This window comes from Nostoc sp. DedQUE02 (assembly GCF_034531035.1).
Taxonomy (GTDB): domain Bacteria; phylum Cyanobacteriota; class Cyanobacteriia; order Cyanobacteriales; family Nostocaceae; genus Nostoc.
The window spans coordinates 131,527-150,742 of record NZ_JAVRBY020000002.1 but is presented as its reverse complement, the minus strand read 5'-3'; the positions used below and the strand labels follow the sequence as shown (position 1 = coordinate 150,742).

Genomic DNA, 19,216 nt, shown 5'->3' with positions numbered 1-19,216 from the left:
ATACTCAAATAATCTATATGAATAGCACCCAATGACGAGAAAAGACTTATTAAATAGGTGTTTGCATTTCAGATTGGCAGGGTTGCTGGGCTGCTTAATTGTCAGTCTCCTCACTAGCAAAACCCAGGCACAACAAAGTAATATCATACCCGACAACACACTTGGTGCTGAGTCGTCTCAAGTTATAGGCAACTATCAAGAACAACTGATTGAAGCAATTACAGGTGGTGCAATTCGCCAAATCAATCTTTTTCACAGTTTTCAAGAATTTAATATCAGTGAAGGACGTAGCGCTTATTTTGTCAGTCCTAGCGCAGATATTCAGAATATTTTGGCACGGGTAACAGGTAATAACTCCTCAGAAATATTGGGAAGACTCGGCACATTTGGTAGTTCTAATCCTAATGTATTTTTGATAAATCCCAACGGGATTGTGTTTGGGGAAAATTCCAGTTTAGATGTGCAAGGTTCATTTGTGGGGACGACTGCAAACGGGGTACAGTTTGGCAATCAAGGTGTTTTTAGTGCGACAAATCCCCAAGCAGTGCCATTATTAACTATTAATCCTTCAGCGTTGTTGTTTAACCAAATTCAAGCGAATGCAGGAATTAGCAATCAATCGCAAGCTGCTGCTGATAAGAATCTTATTGCTGAAGATGTCGTGGGTTTGCGAGTTGCTGATGGTAAAAGTTTGCTGTTTGTGGGTGGAAATATCAATATTGATGGTGGTGGAATTCACGCTTATGGTGGGAATATTGAGTTAGCGGGTTTGGCTGCACCAGGAAATGTGGGATTAAATATTGCAGGTGGTAATCTCAGTTTAGTTATGCCTGATGGTGTAGAACGGGCAAATGTTGACTTAAATAACGCCGCAGAAGTTAATGTTCGCAATACGAATGGCGGAAATATCAAAATTCAAGCGCATGATGTGAACTTGGCAGGAGAAAGCAAACTGAGAGCAGGTATAGAGAAAGGTTTAGGAACACTAAACAGTCAAGGTGGTAATATAGAAATTAACGCCACAGGAACAACAAATCTGACAGATAAAAGCTTTATTTCTAACACATTACGACAAGGAGCATTTGGTAAATCTGGTGACATCAATATAACTACAGGTTCCTTGAATATAAGTAATGATTCATTTCTAGATGCCAGTACTTTTGGACAAGGTAATTCTGGTAAAGTTTTGATCTTAGCTAAGGATAATATTTACCTTACAAATAGTAGTGATATTTATAGTTCTGCGGAGGAAGGAAGTGTAGGCAATGGTGGTAGTATTAACATCAAAACAGGTTCTCTTTCTCTAACGCAAGGTTCCGAACTCAACACTAAAACTTTAGGACAAGGAAATGGCGGTAGTATCAATATTAATGCTCGTAATGCCATAAGTTTAGATGGTTTTATAGATACTACTTTAAGCGACGGCGAACAAGGTCGAATCTATACCCGGATTACTAGTACTGTCAACCCAGAAGGCACAGGTAAAGCTGGAGATATTCAGATAAAAACAGGTTTTCTTCAAGCAACCAATGGGGCATTTATTAGCAGCAGTACTCTTGGTAAAGGGGATGGAGGAAATATTACGATTGATGCTAATAATATTGCTTTTGATAGTGATAGTTCTATTGACAGCAAAGTGTTTACAGATGGTGTGGGTAAAGGTGGAAATATCTGGGTTAATACTAGAACTCTTTCATTATTGGGTGGTTCACAAATATCTACAAGAGTTTCCGGTAAAGGTGATGCAGGTAATATCTTTATTAATGCCCATGACACAATTAAGCTAGACGGGATAGTGGGCTATTCCATTGCTGGTATCCAAAGTGATGTGATAACTGGAGGTGTCGGTAATAGTGGAAATATAGAAGTTGCAACCGGCTCACTGTCGTTGACAAATGGTGCAAGTATTGATACAGGTACAGATGGCATAGGTAATGCTGGCAATATTACCATTAATGCCCGCGAAATTATTAATATAGATGGTTTTGGTAAGATTTTCACTGAAAAATTAGGAGAAGGTAAATTACACAGTAATATTAGTAGTGATGTAAGTTCTAATGGCGTAGGTGAAGGTGGAGATATACGCATCAATACCAGAGAATTATTCTTAAACAACAAAGGTCAAATAAGTGCTGATACCCTTGGGCTGGGTAATGGCGGTAATATATTTATTCAAGCAGCAGAAAAGATTTTACTCAGCGATACTAATAATATTGGTTTTACTCAAATTAGTACTGCCGTTATCGATAAAGCTAGAGGTAATGGTGGCACTATAAACATTAAAGCTAGAGATTTATCATTAGATAATGCTTCGATTAATGCCTTTACAACTAGTCAGGGAAATGCTGGTAATATATCGATTAAAGTTGAAGATACTTTATCTTTAAATAATCAAGCCTATTTTAGTAGTGCAACTTCAGAATTAGTAGATAATGGTGGAAATATTAATATCCAAACAATAAAGGTTTCTTTAGATAATGGCTCTTATCTCTTCGCTAGTACTTTTGGCGGTGGAAATGCTGGTAATATCTCAATTCATGCAACAGATACAGTTTCTCTTGCAAATGGGAGTAGTATAAGTAACAGCATCTCTAAGACAGGTGTAGGTAATGCTGGGAATATTAATATCTTTGCAAAGTCATTTTCTGTAAGCGGAGAATCTGCCATTTTTAACAGCAATCTTGGTGGTAAAGGTAACGCTGGTAATATCTCAATAAATACAAAAGAGAATGTTTTCTTTACAGGTGGTTCTTACCTGAGTAATGGTACATCAGGTGAAGGCAATGGTGGGAATATCAAAATTCAAGCTGGTGATGCTGTGACATTTTCTGGACGCAGTGAAAGACTTAGTAGTGGAATATCTAGCGGAGTGTTGGAAACTGGCATAGGTAACAGTGGTGATATTGAGATTGTAGCCCCTAGTTTAGAGTTATCTAATGGCGCTAATTTGTTTACACTCTCTAATGGTAAAGGCAATGCAGGTAACGTCTTGATAACTACATCAGGTAACACAACAATTAAAGATAGTAATATAGCAACATTTGCCACAGACGGAAATGCTGGTAAAATTACAATTCGAGCAGGTGGCGATATCTTGATTTCAGAAAAAAGCTTTTTATTCTCCATCCTTTACCTAAATGCAGTAGGTAAGGGTGGAGATATTGAAATTCAGGGGCGTAATTTTTATTTATCTGATGGTGCTGCTTTATTATCTACTACTGCTGGTAAAGGCAATGCTGGAAATGTGCTAATTAATGCTACCGATGATATTACTTTCACAAATGGTAGTCAAATCAATGCAGCTACATTTGGACAAGGAAATGCAGGTAACGTCACCGTTAATGCTGGGAGAAAATTCTCTCTTCAAGGAACAACCCCTAATGGTTTTAACTTTGATACTGGCATTTTTACTACAGTTGGAATAGATGCAGCATTAACAGGTAAAGGTGAAGGCGGCAATATTAACGTCACAACCCATGATTTATCCCTCAATGGTGCAGTTTTATCTTCTAGTAGCCTTGGAGATGGAATTGCAGGAGATATTAACATTAATTCAGGTACTGTACTATTAAATAATAAAGCAGCTATTAGTGCTGTAAATAACTCTGGTGATGGTGGAAATATTAGCTTAACTGCTACAGATTTATTACTATTGCGTCGTAACAGCAATATCAGCACAACGGCGGGGTTAGCCAAGTCAGGCGGTGATGGCGGTAACATCAATATTAACGCTAAATTCATCGTTGCCATTCCCAAAGAAAACAATGACATTAGTGCTAACGCTTTTCTAGGAAGCGGTGGAAACGTCGAAATCAACTCGCAAGGTATTTTCGGTATCGAAGCACGGACAAAACCAACGGAAAAAAGCGATATTACTGCAAGTTCAGAATTAGGCGTTTCTGGTGTAACCAACATTAACAAACCCGATACAAGTTCCATCCAAAACGGCTTTAGCGAATTATCTCCAGCCATCGATACCAACGCACTCATCGCCAATAGTTGCATTTCCCGTGGCACAAAGCGACAAGAAAATTCTTTTACCATCACAGGTTCCGGTGCTTTGACTACTAATCGTCCTGATAATGCTTTGGTTTCTAACTACACAACTGGTGAGGTGAGAGGTATAGAAATTACATCTCGTCCTTGGAAAAAAGGCGACCCGATTATTGAACCACAAGGATTATATCGGCTGAATAATGGGCAGTTGCTATTGAGTCGAGAATGTTCTAATTAAAGACATGATATTAGCTGGAGAATGCACAAGTGTTTAGCTGTAAGGCTTCTCGTCAGACATCGCACCATTGCAGAAAACTGCACAATTAACAAATATTTGCTTGTTTATCATCCAAAGGTGCAGCTTTATTAGATACTGAAATAATCTATATAAAAGCGCGTCTTATGACGATCAAATACGGATTACACAAGTGTTTGCAGTTGGGAGTGACAGGCTTACTAGGCTGCTTGAGTGTAAGTCTTCTCACTAGCAAAACCCAGGCACAGCAAAGCAATATCGTGCCTGATAACACACTTGGCGCTGAGTCCTCTCAAATTATAGGTAACTTTCAGGGACAACCAATAGAAGTAATTACAGGTGGTGCAATTCGCCAAATCAATCTGTTTCACAGCTTTGGAGAATTTAATGTCAGCGCTGATAGAGGAGCTTATTTTTTTATTCCTAATGCCGATATCCAGAATGTTTTAGCACGGGTAACAGGTGGAAACCGCTCTGAGATATTGGGTAAGTTGGGTACTTTCCAGATTATTAACGGTAGTATAGCTGGTTCTAATGCCAATTTATTCTTGATTAATCCCAATGGAATTATTTTTGGGCAGAATGCAAGTTTAGATGTGCAGGGTTCATTTATGGGGACAACTGCAAATGGTGTGCAGTTTGCCAATCAAGGTGTTTTTAGTGCGACAAATCCCCAAACAGTACCATTGTTGACTATTAATCCTTCAGCCTTGTTGTTTAATCAGATTAATCAAAATGGAATAATTAACCGTAGTCGTCAAATTGCAACACCGGGAAGTCTTTACTTAATAGGTGGAGATATTACATTTGATGGTGGTGTTGCAGCTTCCTTAGGAAATCGTTTGGAATTGGGTGCAGTTGCAAGAATAGGAAATGTTGAGTTGATTGGTAGTGGTAATCAAACGCAGTTAGCCTTCCCAGAAGGTTTATCGAAAGCGGATATTGCCCTGCAAAATAACGCTTTTGTTTTGACAGGAGGGAATACAATTACAGTTAACGCTCGTGACATTAGTCTTTCTGGGAATAGTTTTATTCGTTCAGTACTTCAAACAGGTGAAGGTCAACCGGGTGTTGCCGCAGGAGACATCGTAGTTAATGCAAGTGGCAATGTCACGCTAGATAATAGTGATATTAGTAATCAAGGTTTGCAAAACTCTTTAGGTGATACCGGAAATGTAGCAATTAATGCCCAATCAATTAGCCTCACAAACCAAAGTCAAATCACTACCACTGGTACAAGAAGTCGGGGAAATATTATTTTAAATGCTAAAGATAATCTCAGCCTCAATAACAATAGTTTGATTAGTACCTTTGGAATCTTCAATCCAATAGGTAAATCTGGTGACATTACAATTGCAACTCGAAATATTAATTTAAGCAACGAATCCACAATTAGTTCCGCCAATACTGGACAAGGGCAAGGTGGAAAAATAACCTTAAAAGCTCAAGAAGCTATTTCGCTAATGAGTGGAAGCAATATTTTAAGTGCTTCTGTTGCATCTGGTTTTGGTCAGGTTAATAATCAGCCTAGCGGTGATATTGAAATCAAAACGAGAACCCTCACACTTGATGGTGATAATACCTCTATCAATTCTTCAAATTCTGATGAGGGCAGGGGTGGCAATATTCGGATTATTGCTGATGACTCAATTTTGTTAAATGGTTTTGCGCCAATTTCATCTTCTAGTATTGGTCAAGGAAATAGTGGAAATATAGAACTTCAAACGCGATCGCTTACACTTACTAACGGTGGAAATATTATAACGTCCACATCAGGAGGCGGTAATGGCGGCGATTTATTAGTTAACGCTTCAGACTCCGTTACCTTGAGCGGTATATCAACGTTGATTAATCCACAAACTGGAGAGAACATTGGCGGAAGTAGCCTATCAACCAGTGCTTTCGGTGCTGGAAATAGTGGGCAATTAACTATTGATACACAACGATTAAGTATTAACGATGGTGGAAATATAACCACAAGTGCAACTGGTCAAACTAGTAAGGGAGGAAATTTGACCATAAATGCCAAAGACTCAGTAGAACTAGGTAGTTTATTGAGTGGTCAAAACAGCACTATCTCTACTGGTACTTCACAGTCTGGAGATGCTGGGAACCTGAACATTAACACAGGTCGTTTAAGCATTCGTGATGGCTCACTAATTGCAACGGCTACTCTTGGTACAGGCAAGGGCGGGAATTTGACTGTAGATGCTAAAAACTCAGTAGAAGTTGTAGGTGGTTCACCTAATAGTCGTAGCACTATCTCTACTAGCGGCTTAGGGTCTGGAGATGCTGGAAATTTGAACATTAACACAGGTCGTTTAAGTATTCGTGATGGGGCATTTGTTAGCACTAATATATCTAGTCAAGGCAAGGGAGGTAATTTGGCTGTCAATGCTGACCATAGCGTAGAACTCATTGGTTCTTCTACTGATGGTCGTTTTCCTAGTAGCTTACTTTCTTCTACGAATCCAGGTTCTACTGGAGACGCGGGTGATTTGACTGTTACTACCAAAGATTTACTACTGCAAGGTGGGGTAGTAAATGCTGGTACTTTTGGTGCAGGTAAGGGAGGTAATTTAATAGTTAACACCCAAAATGCGCTGGTGCAAGATGGAGCAATTATTTTTGCAGGCACATCTGGTGCAGGTAACGGAGGAAATTTGACTATCAATGCCGATCATAATGTACAAATCATCGGTAGTAGTCCTGTTGATGGTCGTTTAACTGCATTGAGAACTTCTACTAGCCTAAACTCAACTGGAAATGCAGGAAACTTAACGATTAAAGCCCAAAATTTACTTGTGCGGGATGGGGCGCAGGTATTTACTAGTACATTTGGTGCAGGAAAAGCTGGAAATTTGACTGTTAATGCTTCACGTCGAGTTGAACTAATTGGTAGGTCTGCTGATAGTCGTTTTCCTAGTGGCTTGTTAGCTTCTGCTGAACCTAACTCAACCGGAGATGCAGGAGATTTAAAGCTTGACACTCCTCAATTACTTGTACGCAATGGTGCAGAAGTATTGGTCAACGCCAGAGGTAAAGGTAACGCAGGTATAATGACCATTAACTCCGACACCATCAACCTAGACAACCAAGCCTCTCTCAATGCCAACACCCGTAGTCCAAATAAAGACCCCAACCGAGAACAAGCAACCATCAACCTCAACACCCAAAATTTAACCCTTCGTGATGGTAGCAGCATTACTACCAATGCCACAGGCGAAAATGTCTTTGGTGGCAATATCAATATATATACAACAAAATTCTTCATCGCTTTAGAAAATAGCCGCATCAGCGCTAACTCAGATAATTCTCGTGGTGGTCGAGTTGTAGTCAACAGCCAAGGTGTATTTGTTGGTACTCAACCCAGCGATGTTTCCAAATTTATTACAGCGACTTCTGGAGTCGGTTTATCGGGAACTGTTGAGGTTAATTCCCCTGATAATAGTTCTATTCAAAACACCTTCACCGAATTATCTCCAGTCATCGACGCCAACGCACTCATCGCCAATAGTTGCATTTCACGCGGCACAAAGCGGCAAGAAAATTCTTTTACTATTACAGGTTCCGGTGCTTTGACCCCTAATCGTCCTGGGGTTTTGGTTTCTAACTACACAACTGGTGAAGTGAGAGGTGTCGAGACCATATCCCATTCCTGGAAAAAAGGCGATCCGATTATTGAACCTACTGGTGTATATCGTCTGAATAATGGGCAGTTGCTATTGAGTCGAGAATGTTCTTAATTTTGGATCAAGTCGAGCTAAAATCATGACGGGAAAAAGCCCATAACTCCTAAATATGTGTCTCTATGTAAGATGCATACATGGTTCACAGCGATGATAAAAGTTACAAGTTTTAACAGTGCCGGGAAATTGACCGCTTTTTTGTTTCTGATAACTCTCTTTCTCACACCTTGTGTGATTGTAAATGCAGGAGAACGTGGTGTCTTAATGAAATTTGGCGAAGTACAAAACCAGATATTAGGAGAAGGACTTCACTTAATTATTCCTGTAGTTAATACTGTGAAAAAGTTGAGTATTAGAGTCCAAAAGCAGGAAATTTCTGCTGAAGCTTCTTCCAAAGATTTACAAAATGTTTTCGCCGATGTAGCTCTCAATTGGCATATTATTCCCCAGCAAGCAAATACCATTTTTCAAGAAATTGGAGATGAACAAAATGTAGTTATTCGGATTATTAACCCAGCAGTTGAAGAAGTCATCAAAGCAGTAATCGCAAAGTATACTGCTGAAGAAATTATTACTAAACGAGGAGAAGTCAAAAGTGGAGTAGATGATGCCTTGTCCACACGGCTAGGTAATTATCACGTTGCAGTTGATGATATTTCTCTAGTTCATGTCCATTTTTCCGAACGATTTGGTGAGGCGGTAGAGGCGAAGCAGGTTGCTGAACAAGAAGCAAAACGAGCAGAGTTTATCGCACTGAAAGCAACAAAAGAGGCTGAGGCAAAAGTTAATTTAGCCAAAGGAGAGGCTGAGGCACATAGATTATTACGTGACGGTTTAACTCCAGAAATCCTGCAAAGGCAAGCAATAGAAAAATGGAATGGTAAGCTGCCATTAATTGTAAGTAAGGAGGCTCCAAAAATGTTTAATTTAAGTGAGTTCTTAAAATTTGACGAAAAATGATCTTCTTGTTCACTGATTTGCTCTCCATTGACATACTTAGAACCCCAACTTATTGAATAAGTTGGGGTTCTTTGGTTCATAATGCTTGCATGGATTACTATATCTGCGTATGAACGCACAGCTGTGCGACTATACTATCAATTTCTGGCGTTGCTGATTGCGGTATGAATAATTTTGCGTTATTTCAAAATCCTTGTAGAGACGTTGCAATGCAACGTCTCTACATCCAAGCAATGCAACGTCTCTACATCCAAATTCATACCTCGATTTAGCAACACCAATTTCTTTCTAGCAAGGTGATAAACTAAATTAACTGTTGGAGAATAAAATCGGAGAATCGAGAATCTTTAACTGGATCAATAGTATAATCAACAGTGTATAAGCTGTTGAAGAAATTAAACCAGTAAGTAATTCTTTTTTGAGGTTATGCTCTTGAGGTTCTTTTTGAAAAATGTCCTTAGAACCAAATTGCATCAAGAGAATCCCCACAATATTAGAGAGCCAGTATCCTATAATTGAACAAGGTAGAAGCAATTTTGGGGAAAGTAAACTACATGCATACCCAAAACCATAAGCTATTGGCAAATTGAATAGTAGGTCATTCCACCAACATAGTGGTGACAACAAATATCCTAGTACTAGAAAAAACCCACCTCTAAGTTTTTTGAAAATATCTTTTTTGAACTCCTCTGGAGTAGGTTGTTGTAATTGCTCTAATGCTGTGTCTCCTGTTACATTCAACTCTTGACTAACGTTTTGGACGCTTTCCATAAAAAACCACTATTCCTATCGTCTTAGTGTAGTTTAATATATAAACTAAATCAAAGTCTAGTATAGGGGTGATAATATTTTGGCTTTTTGATGCTGAAAGTATTACCACTGCATAGTTTCAGCAAAATAATAAAAAGTAAAATTGAGGTTTAAATTAGCTGCAACTTCACGACATCTAATTTCTACCAGAGACACATCAGTTAGTTCGCTTCTTACAGAATTTGGGTTTTCCTGGGGTATCTGAGCGAAATAGAACGATTTATACACCATTGAGACAATCAACGTTATTTTTCGCTCAATAAGTTTCAAAATCAAAATATATCTTTCTAAATCATAACACAAGTTGAGATCCAACACCGATACTGCGATCGCTAGAGCCTCATTAGGTTGAGGTAGGTGGATGTGGAGTTGCAAAATTTTTCTGTTTTTGCATATAGCAGGGACAAAAATTTTAACTAAGAATAGCTACAATAAAAGTACTAAGGCATCTTAATCGGAAAATGACAGATTTAACTCCAAATAGCACCTTTTTAATAGCAGGAATTGTTTTTATAACGATTGCCGTCATCGGGCAATCTAAATTAGCTTTTATTGAAATAAATCCCGGCTGCTTTGGGAGACTTTTGGCTTTATTCATTGGTGTTTCCAGCCTATTGTATGCTTTGGGATTACTCAATTTTTCAGCCGTAAACCTGGACTTATTAAGAACTTCTCTAACAGAGCAAATAAAGCAGAGTATAAGTTCAATCAATGAACTTTTGCAAGGTTCTTAATAATCCGAAAAAATCATTTTTAGTTGATTTTAAATACTTTTAGTTAAGAGGATGTTTGAAAAGTCCTCTTGTCGGTATCAAAAGTTTTAGATCCCCCTTAATCCCCCTTAAAAAGGGGGACTTTGACTCCGGTTCCCCCCTTAAAAAGGGGGGTTAGGGGGGATCTAAAGTGCCTAAAGTCACAGCGAAACACTTTTCAAACAACCTCTAAGGGTTAAATGTGGAATTTAACCCTTAAATTTTAAAAATACTACTAATAATATGCTCCGATCAGACTGTAAGTTAAACTAACCATTACTAATAAAGTAACAATTACATAGATAAATTCTCGCTGTAGTAAAAAAGTTAATAGGGAAAGAAAAACGCGCAGAATAGGAGTAGCAACTAGTAGTAAAAGTCCAAGTTGAATAATGCCGCGTAGGCGTAGCTCGCTGTAGGCATCGCTACCTGATAAAACTGCTTTTACTACACCTACTGGTGAGCGAAATTCCGATGGTTCTCCCCGAAAAAAGTGATATTCCGCAGGTTCATTACCGTGATGAATCAAGTAGAGTATACCCCCCAGCAAAACCACAGCACTCGCTATCAAAACCCCATATTTCATCAAGTTACTAAGCAAATATTCTAATTGCTGCTCACTTGATGTTTTCGTCACATTCTTGTTAACATCAATTTCACAGTCATTAGGCAATTGTGTTGCTGTACTAGTGGGTTGCTCTTTTAATTGTTCGATATTAGAATCTGGATTTTCCGGTGGTAAGGTTAGTGTAACCACTTTAGTATCTGGCTGTGCCAATAATGTCCAACGAAAGCTATTATTAAATTTATACATTTTACAGTCCCCCTATCAAACTGTTGTAGACCATCTTCAAAGCCATTACCACCAGCACAACACTGAAGATAATTCTTAAAATCTGCGTTTTAGTGCCTGTAAGAACTCGTGCGCCTAAAAAAGCACCAGGTAATACCCCCAACATCACTGGCATGGATAGTCCCGGATCGATGTAGCCTCGTGTTAAGTAAACTCCGGCTGATGCTGCTGCTGTCACGCCGATCATAAAATTGCTAGTCGTGGTAGAAACTTTGAAGGGTAGACGCATAGTTTGATCCATCGCCAATACCTTGAATCCCCCGGAACCGATACCAAGTAATCCAGAAAGTACCCCAGCTATTAACATCACAGCAAATCCCATTGGCACTGAATGAACTTGATAAGACATAACTCCATCAGAAGTTGGATAACTGCTATTTAGTTTCAGATAGTTTGCTATGGGATCTGCTACTTCATCTTCAGCGTGTTCTATTCTGGGTCGTTGTGAAAGGTATGCTGAATAAATAAGGACGATCGCTAAAACGATAGTTAGGGCTTTTACAGAGACAAAAGTAGCAATCATTGCTCCTGCGATCGCACCAATGGTTGTCGCTACTTCTAAAAACATTCCCAATCGCAAATTGGTATAGCCTTTTTTAATATAAATAGATGCTGCACCTAAAGAAGTAGCGATTACAGATACCAGTGAAGCACCAACAGCGTATCGAATATCAACACCAAATACCGAAGTTAATAAAGGAACAATTACTACTCCACCCCCTAAGCCAGTTAGCGCCCCTAAGAAGCCAGCGCTAAACGAACCAATCCAAATTAGTAATGAAAATTCTAAAATAGTCAAATTTAATTCCTCTTTTTTTACATGTATATCAAGATGCTAGGAGATTTTTTGTATTATTTAAAACTTAATCGATTTTTTTACTACTGACTACAGATATAGGACTCATATTTGATTTCTGAAAAGATTCAGTACAACTCAAACAGGCTTCTTGACTATTGCTTATTGCTTATTACCTAGTGCTTATTGCCTATTGCCTATTGCCTATATTGCCTAGTGCTTATTGCCTATTGCCTATTGCCTATTGCCTATTGCCTATTACCTATTGCCTATTGCGTTTAGATAGCACGACATAAATAACTAAAAAACTTATCCTCAAAAATCGCTCCTGGTTTCCAGTTATCATGCCTTTGGGATGGTATTTGCTTAGTTTTTTCATTAATGAGAAAATATTCATGAGATACAAACTCTTGGGCAAAAGCGGGTTAAGAGTCTCGGAACTCTCCTTGGGAACCATGACCTTTGGTGAAGATTGGGGTTGGGGTGCATCTGTTGACGAAAGTCGGAAAATCTTTGATAGCTATGCAGAAGCAGGCGGAAATTTCATTGACACCGCTAATGGTTATACCGATGGTAGCAGTGAAAAAATTGTTGGCGAGTTGATTGCTAAAGAACGCGAACGCTTTGTAGTTGCGACAAAATATTCCTTTCCCTTGCGGATGAACGATCAAAAGGGCGACCCTAACGCCAGTGGAAACCATCGCAAGAATTTAATTCAGTCTTTGGAAGGTAGTCTCAAACGGCTGAATACCGATTACATTGATTTATTCTGGTTGCACGCTTGGGATTTTACAACACCGATTGAAGAAGTCTTGCGATCGCTTGATGATGTAGTCCGTCAAGGTAAAGTACTTTACATCGGTATTTCTGATACCCCCGCTTGGATCATTTCCCAAGCAAATACCATCGCCCATTACCAGGGATGGACGCAGTTTGTCGCTCTGCAAATTGAGTATAGTTTAATTCAGCGAACACCAGAACGAGACTTGCTACCTCTAGCTAAAGCCTTCGATTTAGCAGTAACGCCGTGGTCGCCTTTAGGTGGTGGTGTGCTGACAGGCAAGTATAATCAGCCTCCTCAAGCAGGCGACGAACAAGGACGATTAGCAAATCCAGCGTTAGGAACTATTTCCGAACGGAATTTAGCGATCGCGCAAGTTGTCAGCCAAGTTGCAGCAGAAATTGGGCATACACCCTCACAAGTAGCATTAGCTTGGTTACGCGCTCAAAGTGGTGTGATTATTCCGATCGTTGGGGCACGTAAATTAACGCAGTTTCAAGATAACTTAGCTTCAATAGATGTCAAGCTTTCCCCAGAACATCTGCAACGGTTAGATGAAGTTAGTCAAATTGAACTGGGTTTTCCCCATGACTTTTTGCACAATGACGTAATTCGCGATCGCCTTTTCGGTGGTACATTCAATACCATAGAAAACCATCGTATTTAACTAATAGTTATAAACAGTAACATATTCAGGCATTAATTCAATCCATCGTCAGAGAGTTTCGCCAAACCAAACAATTCTGTAAAGTTGGATTTAAAAGGCATTAACAACGTAGAATCATGAGCGACAACAGCATTACATCACGTTTGTACCCTACCCGCATTGACATTCCCGCCGAAGCGCGAGTGCAAATCGTAGTACTTCTTAACCAAACTTTGGCAGCTACTTCCGATCTAAAAACCCAAGCAAAGCAAGCGCACTGGAATGTTAAAGGTACTGACTTTTACCAGTTACACTTATTATTTGATGAACTTGCTGGGGAATTGGAAGGATACATCGATATGGTGGCTGAACGTGTCACAGCTTTAGGCGGATACGCTTTCGGAACAGCCCGCGCCGCAGCTAGTAATTCAATTTTGCCAGAATATCCCTTAGATATTTTGGATGGTAAAGACCACGTAACAGCTCTGTCAGATCGTTATGCATTATATGCTAAACATCTCCGGGAAGCGATCGATAAAAATGATGAATTAGGCGACCTCGATACCGCCGACCTTTACACCGAAATTTCTCGCGCCATTGACAAACGACTCTGGTTCTTAGAAGCTCATCTGCAAGTAGCAGAAATTAAAGCAGAGAATGGCAAAGCGGGTGCTACTACAACTCAAAAGATCCCTGCTGGTGTAAAGTAAGCACTTCTGAGAAAAGTAGTCTTTCTTAAATCTAATAGTATCTTTTTGGTAAGTACGTCACTTTTAAGTGCGTACTTTTCATTTATATGTATATACTTTACTATTGAAATAGTTAAAAACTAGGTCAAAAAATTCACAAATATCTTCGACAAGTAATACATCAAGATTAATGCTTCAACTTGAAGAAGTTATTAGGTTACTGAAAATAAATGCTAGTTCAATTCTGATTCCTAACTATTGTACAGACGCGATGAATTGCGTCTCTAAATACTCATTAACAACGAGGTAAATTTATGTCTCAAAATACAATTACCCACTTAATTCACGATCGCAATTCTCGCGGTCACGCTAAAATGGGCTGGCTCGATAGTTATCACACATTTTCCTTCGGTAGCTTTTACGATCCCAACCGCATGGGATTTCGCTCTCTGCGGGTAATTAACGACGATCGCATCGCCCCTGGTGCTGGATTCCCTACTCACAGCCATCGTGACATGGAAATCCTCACTTATGTCTTAGAAGGTGCTGTAGAGCATAAAGACAGCTTGGGTACTGGCTCAGTGATTCGTCCCGGTGATGCCCAAATTATGAGCGCTGGAACTGGAATCAGTCACAGTGAATTTAATCCTTCACCAACTGAACCACTACACTTGCTACAAATCTGGATTCTTCCCGATCGAGAAGGAATAACGCCAAGATACGAACAAAAAGCTTTTCCTCTCGAAGAAAAGCGCGGTAAACTCCGCTTAATTGCCTCTAAAGATGGGCGCGATGGTGCTGTGACAATTCACCAAGATGTTGAGTTATATACATCTGTTTTAGAGTCAGGTGATGTTGTTAATCATCAAGTCAAACCCGGTCGTTATGCTTGGTTACAAGTAGCCAAAGGCATAGTCAACTTAAATGGCGAAGAACTCAGAGCCGGTGATGGTGTACAAATCAACGGCGAAGAACAGCTAGAAATTAGCACCAACATCGGCGGCGAAATCTTGCTTTTCGATTTAGGCTAATATCTCTTTTCTCTGTTAAAGGCTCATCTAAATGAGCCTTTAACTCAGAATATAATGTGCTTTGGGGTAAATTATGGTGATCGCAATCTCCGACAACCAAGCCACAAGCCTAAAAAACTGGTGAATGAGTATCAAAGACTCATTAATGGAGTTCAAAGCCTCTTTAATGAGTATCAAAGGCTCATTAATGGAGTTCAAAGCCTCTTTAATGAGTATCAAAGACTCATTAATGGAGTTCAGAACCTCTTTAATGAGTATCAAAGGCTCATTAATGGAGTTCAAAGACTCGTGTATAAATCAACTTAACGCAAAATAGGCGATCGCTCATACAAATTTTGAAAGATAGGCGATCGCTGCCAACCTGCAAAGCCAAATTCAATTCTGACTTTCTCAATTACGAATTACGAATTACGAATTACGAATTAAATCTTGCACTCTCGCTACCATTTGCCTAACTCCCTCAGCATCAGGAGATTGGATACGTTGTAATATCTCCAAGGCTGGCTGCAAATAATCTAGTGCTTTATTGTAATCTCCCTGTTCCTCTGCCATAGCCCCCAAATTTGATAATGACAATGCTTGACCGTAAACATCGCCGATTTGTTCATTGAGAGCAAAGGATTGTTTAAAAAAGGCGAGCGCTTCTTCTATTTCTCCTCTATTGGCTTTGAGTAACCCTAAGTTGTTCAACGTCCTTGCCGTTGTTTGGACATCGCCGATTTGTTCACTCAGAGCAAGGGATTGTTCATAAAAGGCGAGCGCTTCTTCTATTTCTCCTCTATTGGCTTTGAGCAGTCCCAAGTTGTTCAATGTCTTTGCTGTGGTTTGGACATCGCCAATTTGTTCATTGAGAGTAAGGGATTGTTCGTAAAGGACGATCGCAGCTTCTATTTCTCCGCTATTGGCTTTGAGCGCTCCCAAGTTGTTCAACGTCGTTGCCGTCGCTTGGACATTGCCGATTTGTTCATTGAGAGTAAGGGATTGCTCATAAAGGACGATCGCAGCTTCTATTTCTCCGCTATTGGCTTTGAGCAGTCCCAAGTTGTTTAACGTCCCCGCTTCACCTTGGCCAATCCCCAATTTTTTTTTTTTCACCAAGTATATGTCATAACAGTTTGCTTCTTCTTCTATTTTTCCTCTATCGGCTTTGAGATATCCCAAATTGTTTAACGTCGCTGCCTTGGTTTTAACATCGCCGATTTGTTCATTGAAAGTAAGGGATTGTTCGTAAAGGGCGATCGCTTCTTCTATTTTTCCTCTATCGGCTTTGAGCGTTCCCAAGTTATTCAAGGTCGTCGCCTGACCTTGGACATCGCCGATTTGTTCATTGAGAGCAAGAGATTGTTGATAAAAGGTGATCGCTTCTTCTATTTTTCCTCTATCGGCTTTGAGTATTCCCAAATTATTAAAGATTGCAGCTTTTTCTTTTTTATCTTCTACCAGACAACTATCTAGAGCTTTTTGGTAATACTCTTGTGCTTTACTAACTTCACCTAATGCTTGATAAGAACGAGCTAAGTTATGTAAGACTAAGTAAACTTCACAAATTTCCAGAGTTGATTTGCACAGTTGAACAGCTTCTCGAAATCGGCTTTGATTTATCCAAAGCCCTGTCAACTTTGCCATTTCTACAGCAATCTTGTCTACCTTCCCTTGCAACGCCAGCCGATGAATTTCTAAGCATTGTTCTTCAGTTGCTATGTTTGTCTCCCACCAAAGACGATACAAAACTTCAGCCGCTTGCTCATACAAAACCTCCCCATCTCCTGCTAACTGCACAGGCAAAATGCGTGGTACTCGTAACGCCTCATCATAGCTCACTTCCAACAGCCCCAACGCCACTGCCCGATTAATATAATGTTCCAAATTGGGGATATTCTCAGAAACTGCGGCTAAAGCTTCCCTTGGTACTGGCAACTCAAACACCAATCCCCATGACAACATCTCCCGCATGGTTGTATCCATTTGTTCCAGCAGCGCCTCAGCCAAAACTTGCTCTCGCAACTCCACCGGATCTGCTGCTAACCGATTCAAAATTGCCGCCACATCAACAGTTGTATTTTGCAGAATTTTATCCAACCATTCCAGCAAGCGAGGATTCCCATCCGCCAACTTCTGCGCTTGCAATTTTAACGCCTCATCCACCTGAGATTTAGTATTAAAGGCTGTGAGGCGATTAAACTTTTTTTGCAAATCTGCGCCTTGCAGTGCATCCAACGGCTGCTTGTGGAAATACTGCAACTGAGTAAATTCAAAATCGTAACGGCAAGTAATAATGATGCGGTGAGAAGTGAAATTTTCTTTAATTGCCCAAACTAAAGCTTTCAACACCTCTGCTGCTTCCGGTTGCAGACGACCTAACCCCCCTAACCCCCCTTCCCTACCAGGGAATGGGGGAACTTGACTCCCCTCTTTGCTTCGGAGAGGGGTTGGGGGAGAGGTCTCTAAATTCACTTCAAAGTCATCCAGCACCAACAAAAACGGCTTTGCATCCTCATGCAACTGCTGGAAAACTCGCCGCAGCCGAAATCTCAATTCTTCATCATAATCTTGTAGGCGTTTGCGTTGTTCGTCGTCATCCAACTTTTCAGTCAAGCGATTCACCAAACTAGCTTCATCGATTCTCCCCACCCAGACAACACGCTCAAAATTGGGCAGTCTGTCACAAAGCCTAGCTGCTAAACTACTTTTACCCAAACCGCCCATCCCATGAATCAACACCCCAACTTTATCGCTTGGTTGACTCAGCACCCGTAAACAACTTTGCAATTGCCGACGACGACCAACAAAACTCTCCCGCGTCGGGACTTTCACCTTACCCGCAGGATCTAAAAACTGGGTAGAAACAGAAGGCGGTGGTGCTGGTTTCCGTCTGCGAGTCCGCAAAGGTGTAACTAATGAACTTGGTAAATTACCTGCTGCATACAGCCGCAACAAATGCCAATCCCGCGCCTTGTTCTTAATTAATGCTTGGTATGTACAAGCAACAGCCTCGGTGATTTGCTTTCCGGCTGACAATTCCTGATATAGTGCGGCAGCTGCGGCTGTAGCATCAGGATCTAAAACCTTTTGACCCCAACCCAAAACCGCTTTTGCGCCAGATTTCAGCAATTCTTCAGCCATTGACGGCACAGATCCCGAATTGCCTGCTTGTCCGGTGCGACACCCAGACAGGAAGATGAGTTTAGGCAATCGAAATTGTAATTCTTGGGCGATATCTCCAGCACTGGCATAGTTAGCTTCACCTGTTGCTGTTTCTGTAATAAAGCGGGGTTGCCCATCTTGTAAAGTAGCATGACCCGTCAGGTGTAAAACGTCAAAATAATCTCTGTCGTAACCATCAACTAAATAACCCAACTCCGACAAACAGCCGCTTTCTTCCACAGTCAGCGCTAAAGGTTGGCGCTTTGTCGCCTCCAAAATCCGTGCTTCCTCTCCCTCAAAATCCAGCACAGGTTTGACATCCAAAGGCGAAGTTGCCATAAACAAAACTTGCAGCGCCCGATTTTCTGGTTCCCCGTCAATGGTCAATTTTTTTACCGTACTATCTGACACCCAGCGCACGGGGACAATCGCCGGGACTCGCTCAACCAAAAAGCTAACGCCATCGTGCAGCACTTCCCAAGGGAGATGGGCGAGTTTTTCTGTAGTGGCGATCGCCAATACAATCCCCTCACGCCGATGCTTATCTAGTAAGGGTTGCAGAGTGCGATCGCTCCCATCCAACCAGTTATACAACCGCCGCCCAGTTACCGTATAATCCTCTGGTAAATCTGCAACGTAATAATCTCGCTCTGCCAACTGAATCAAATCGGCGATTTCTGATAGAGGAAGCGAGCGCTTTTCATACTGGTTTGGATTATCAACAAAGTAACGTAACTCTACGTAATTCTCATCAACTGGCTTGAGGTCGAGGTGGAGGGTTTGCACGTTCTCAATCTTGAGACTTCAGTATTT

General features: G+C 40.5%; 12 protein-coding genes. 7 read left to right on the top strand and 5 right to left on the bottom strand.

Annotated elements, in window-relative coordinates; all coding sequences use genetic code 11:
* Positions 1-31: 31 nt before the first annotated feature.
* The 3 genes from RMX98_RS03155 (at position 32) to RMX98_RS03145 (ending at position 8,901) form a co-directional block, all read left to right on the top strand.
* A complete protein-coding gene (locus RMX98_RS03155; protein WP_322678226.1) occupies positions 32-4,234 on the top strand; it encodes an S-layer family protein in 4,203 nt (1,400 codons plus the stop codon).
* A gap of 164 nt (positions 4,235-4,398) precedes the next feature.
* Positions 4,399-7,998: a filamentous hemagglutinin N-terminal domain-containing protein gene (locus RMX98_RS03150; protein WP_409881038.1), complete on the top strand. Its 3,600-nt coding sequence runs from the start codon at positions 4,399-4,401 to the stop codon at positions 7,996-7,998.
* A gap of 93 nt (positions 7,999-8,091) precedes the next feature.
* The gene (locus RMX98_RS03145; protein ID WP_322678224.1) at positions 8,092-8,901 is read left to right on the top strand and encodes a prohibitin family protein; all 810 of its coding nucleotides are present in this window, start codon (positions 8,092-8,094) and stop codon (positions 8,899-8,901) included.
* Between the two features lie 309 nt (positions 8,902-9,210).
* On the opposite strand, the gene RMX98_RS03140 is transcribed toward RMX98_RS03145, so the two are convergent.
* Together RMX98_RS03140 and RMX98_RS03135 are read right to left on the bottom strand one after the other, a co-directional pair.
* Entirely contained in the window at positions 9,211-9,672 is a 462-nt protein-coding gene (locus RMX98_RS03140; protein WP_322678223.1) for a hypothetical protein, read from the bottom strand.
* A 102-nt stretch (positions 9,673-9,774) separates the two neighbouring features.
* Positions 9,775-10,086, bottom strand: coding sequence for a hypothetical protein (locus tag RMX98_RS03135; protein ID WP_322678222.1), 312 nt, complete (start codon positions 10,084-10,086; stop codon positions 9,775-9,777).
* An 86-nt stretch (positions 10,087-10,172) separates the two neighbouring features.
* Between RMX98_RS03135 and RMX98_RS03130 the strand changes: the two genes are divergently transcribed.
* Complete coding sequence (locus RMX98_RS03130) at positions 10,173-10,445, top strand: hypothetical protein (RefSeq protein WP_322678221.1); 273 nt, start codon at positions 10,173-10,175, stop codon at positions 10,443-10,445.
* Positions 10,446-10,698: 253 nt separating this feature from the next.
* Here RMX98_RS03130 and RMX98_RS03125 read toward each other — a convergent pair whose 3' ends face one another.
* Together RMX98_RS03125 and RMX98_RS03120 are read right to left on the bottom strand one after the other, a co-directional pair.
* Positions 10,699-11,277, bottom strand: coding sequence for a DUF1634 domain-containing protein (locus RMX98_RS03125; protein WP_322678220.1), 579 nt, complete (start codon positions 11,275-11,277; stop codon positions 10,699-10,701).
* Between the two features lies 1 nt (position 11,278).
* A complete protein-coding gene (locus RMX98_RS03120; RefSeq protein ID WP_322678219.1) occupies positions 11,279-12,115 on the bottom strand; it encodes a sulfite exporter TauE/SafE family protein in 837 nt (278 codons plus the stop codon).
* Positions 12,116-12,507: 392 nt separating this feature from the next.
* Here RMX98_RS03120 and RMX98_RS03115 point away from each other — a divergent pair, with 392 nt between their 5' ends.
* From RMX98_RS03115 to RMX98_RS03105, 3 genes are all read left to right on the top strand, one after another.
* Complete coding sequence (locus RMX98_RS03115) at positions 12,508-13,560, top strand: aldo/keto reductase (RefSeq protein ID WP_322678218.1); 1,053 nt, start codon at positions 12,508-12,510, stop codon at positions 13,558-13,560.
* Positions 13,561-13,676: 116 nt separating this feature from the next.
* Positions 13,677-14,249 carry a DNA starvation/stationary phase protection protein Dps gene (gene dps, locus RMX98_RS03110; RefSeq protein ID WP_322678217.1) on the top strand — a complete coding sequence of 191 codons (573 nt, stop codon included), beginning with the start codon at positions 13,677-13,679 and terminating at the stop codon, positions 14,247-14,249.
* Positions 14,250-14,542: 293 nt separating this feature from the next.
* Positions 14,543-15,259, top strand: a complete 717-nt coding sequence (locus tag RMX98_RS03105) for a pirin family protein (RefSeq protein ID WP_322678216.1) — start codon at positions 14,543-14,545, stop codon at positions 15,257-15,259.
* Positions 15,260-15,667: 408 nt separating this feature from the next.
* On the opposite strand, the gene RMX98_RS03100 is transcribed toward RMX98_RS03105, so the two are convergent.
* A complete protein-coding gene (locus RMX98_RS03100) occupies positions 15,668-19,189 on the bottom strand; it encodes a tetratricopeptide repeat protein (protein WP_409881036.1) in 3,522 nt (1,173 codons plus the stop codon).
* Positions 19,190-19,216 lie beyond the last annotated feature (27 nt).

Bases quoted from the DNA above. Each gene is read 5' to 3' on its own strand.
- RMX98_RS03155 (WP_322678226.1), top strand. From the start codon at position 32: ATGACGAGAAAAGACTTATTAAATAGGTGTTTGCATTTCAGATTGGCA.
- RMX98_RS03150 (WP_409881038.1), top strand. From the start codon at position 4,399: ATGACGATCAAATACGGATTACACAAGTGTTTGCAGTTGGGAGTGACA.
- RMX98_RS03145 (WP_322678224.1), top strand. From the start codon at position 8,092: ATGATAAAAGTTACAAGTTTTAACAGTGCCGGGAAATTGACCGCTTTT.
- RMX98_RS03140 (WP_322678223.1), bottom strand. From the start codon at position 9,672: ATGGAAAGCGTCCAAAACGTTAGTCAAGAGTTGAATGTAACAGGAGAC.
- RMX98_RS03130 (WP_322678221.1), top strand. From the start codon at position 10,173: ATGACAGATTTAACTCCAAATAGCACCTTTTTAATAGCAGGAATTGTT.
- RMX98_RS03125 (WP_322678220.1), bottom strand. From the start codon at position 11,277: ATGTATAAATTTAATAATAGCTTTCGTTGGACATTATTGGCACAGCCA.
- RMX98_RS03115 (WP_322678218.1), top strand. From the start codon at position 12,508: ATGAGATACAAACTCTTGGGCAAAAGCGGGTTAAGAGTCTCGGAACTC.
- dps (WP_322678217.1), top strand. From the start codon at position 13,677: ATGAGCGACAACAGCATTACATCACGTTTGTACCCTACCCGCATTGAC.
- RMX98_RS03105 (WP_322678216.1), top strand. From the start codon at position 14,543: ATGTCTCAAAATACAATTACCCACTTAATTCACGATCGCAATTCTCGC.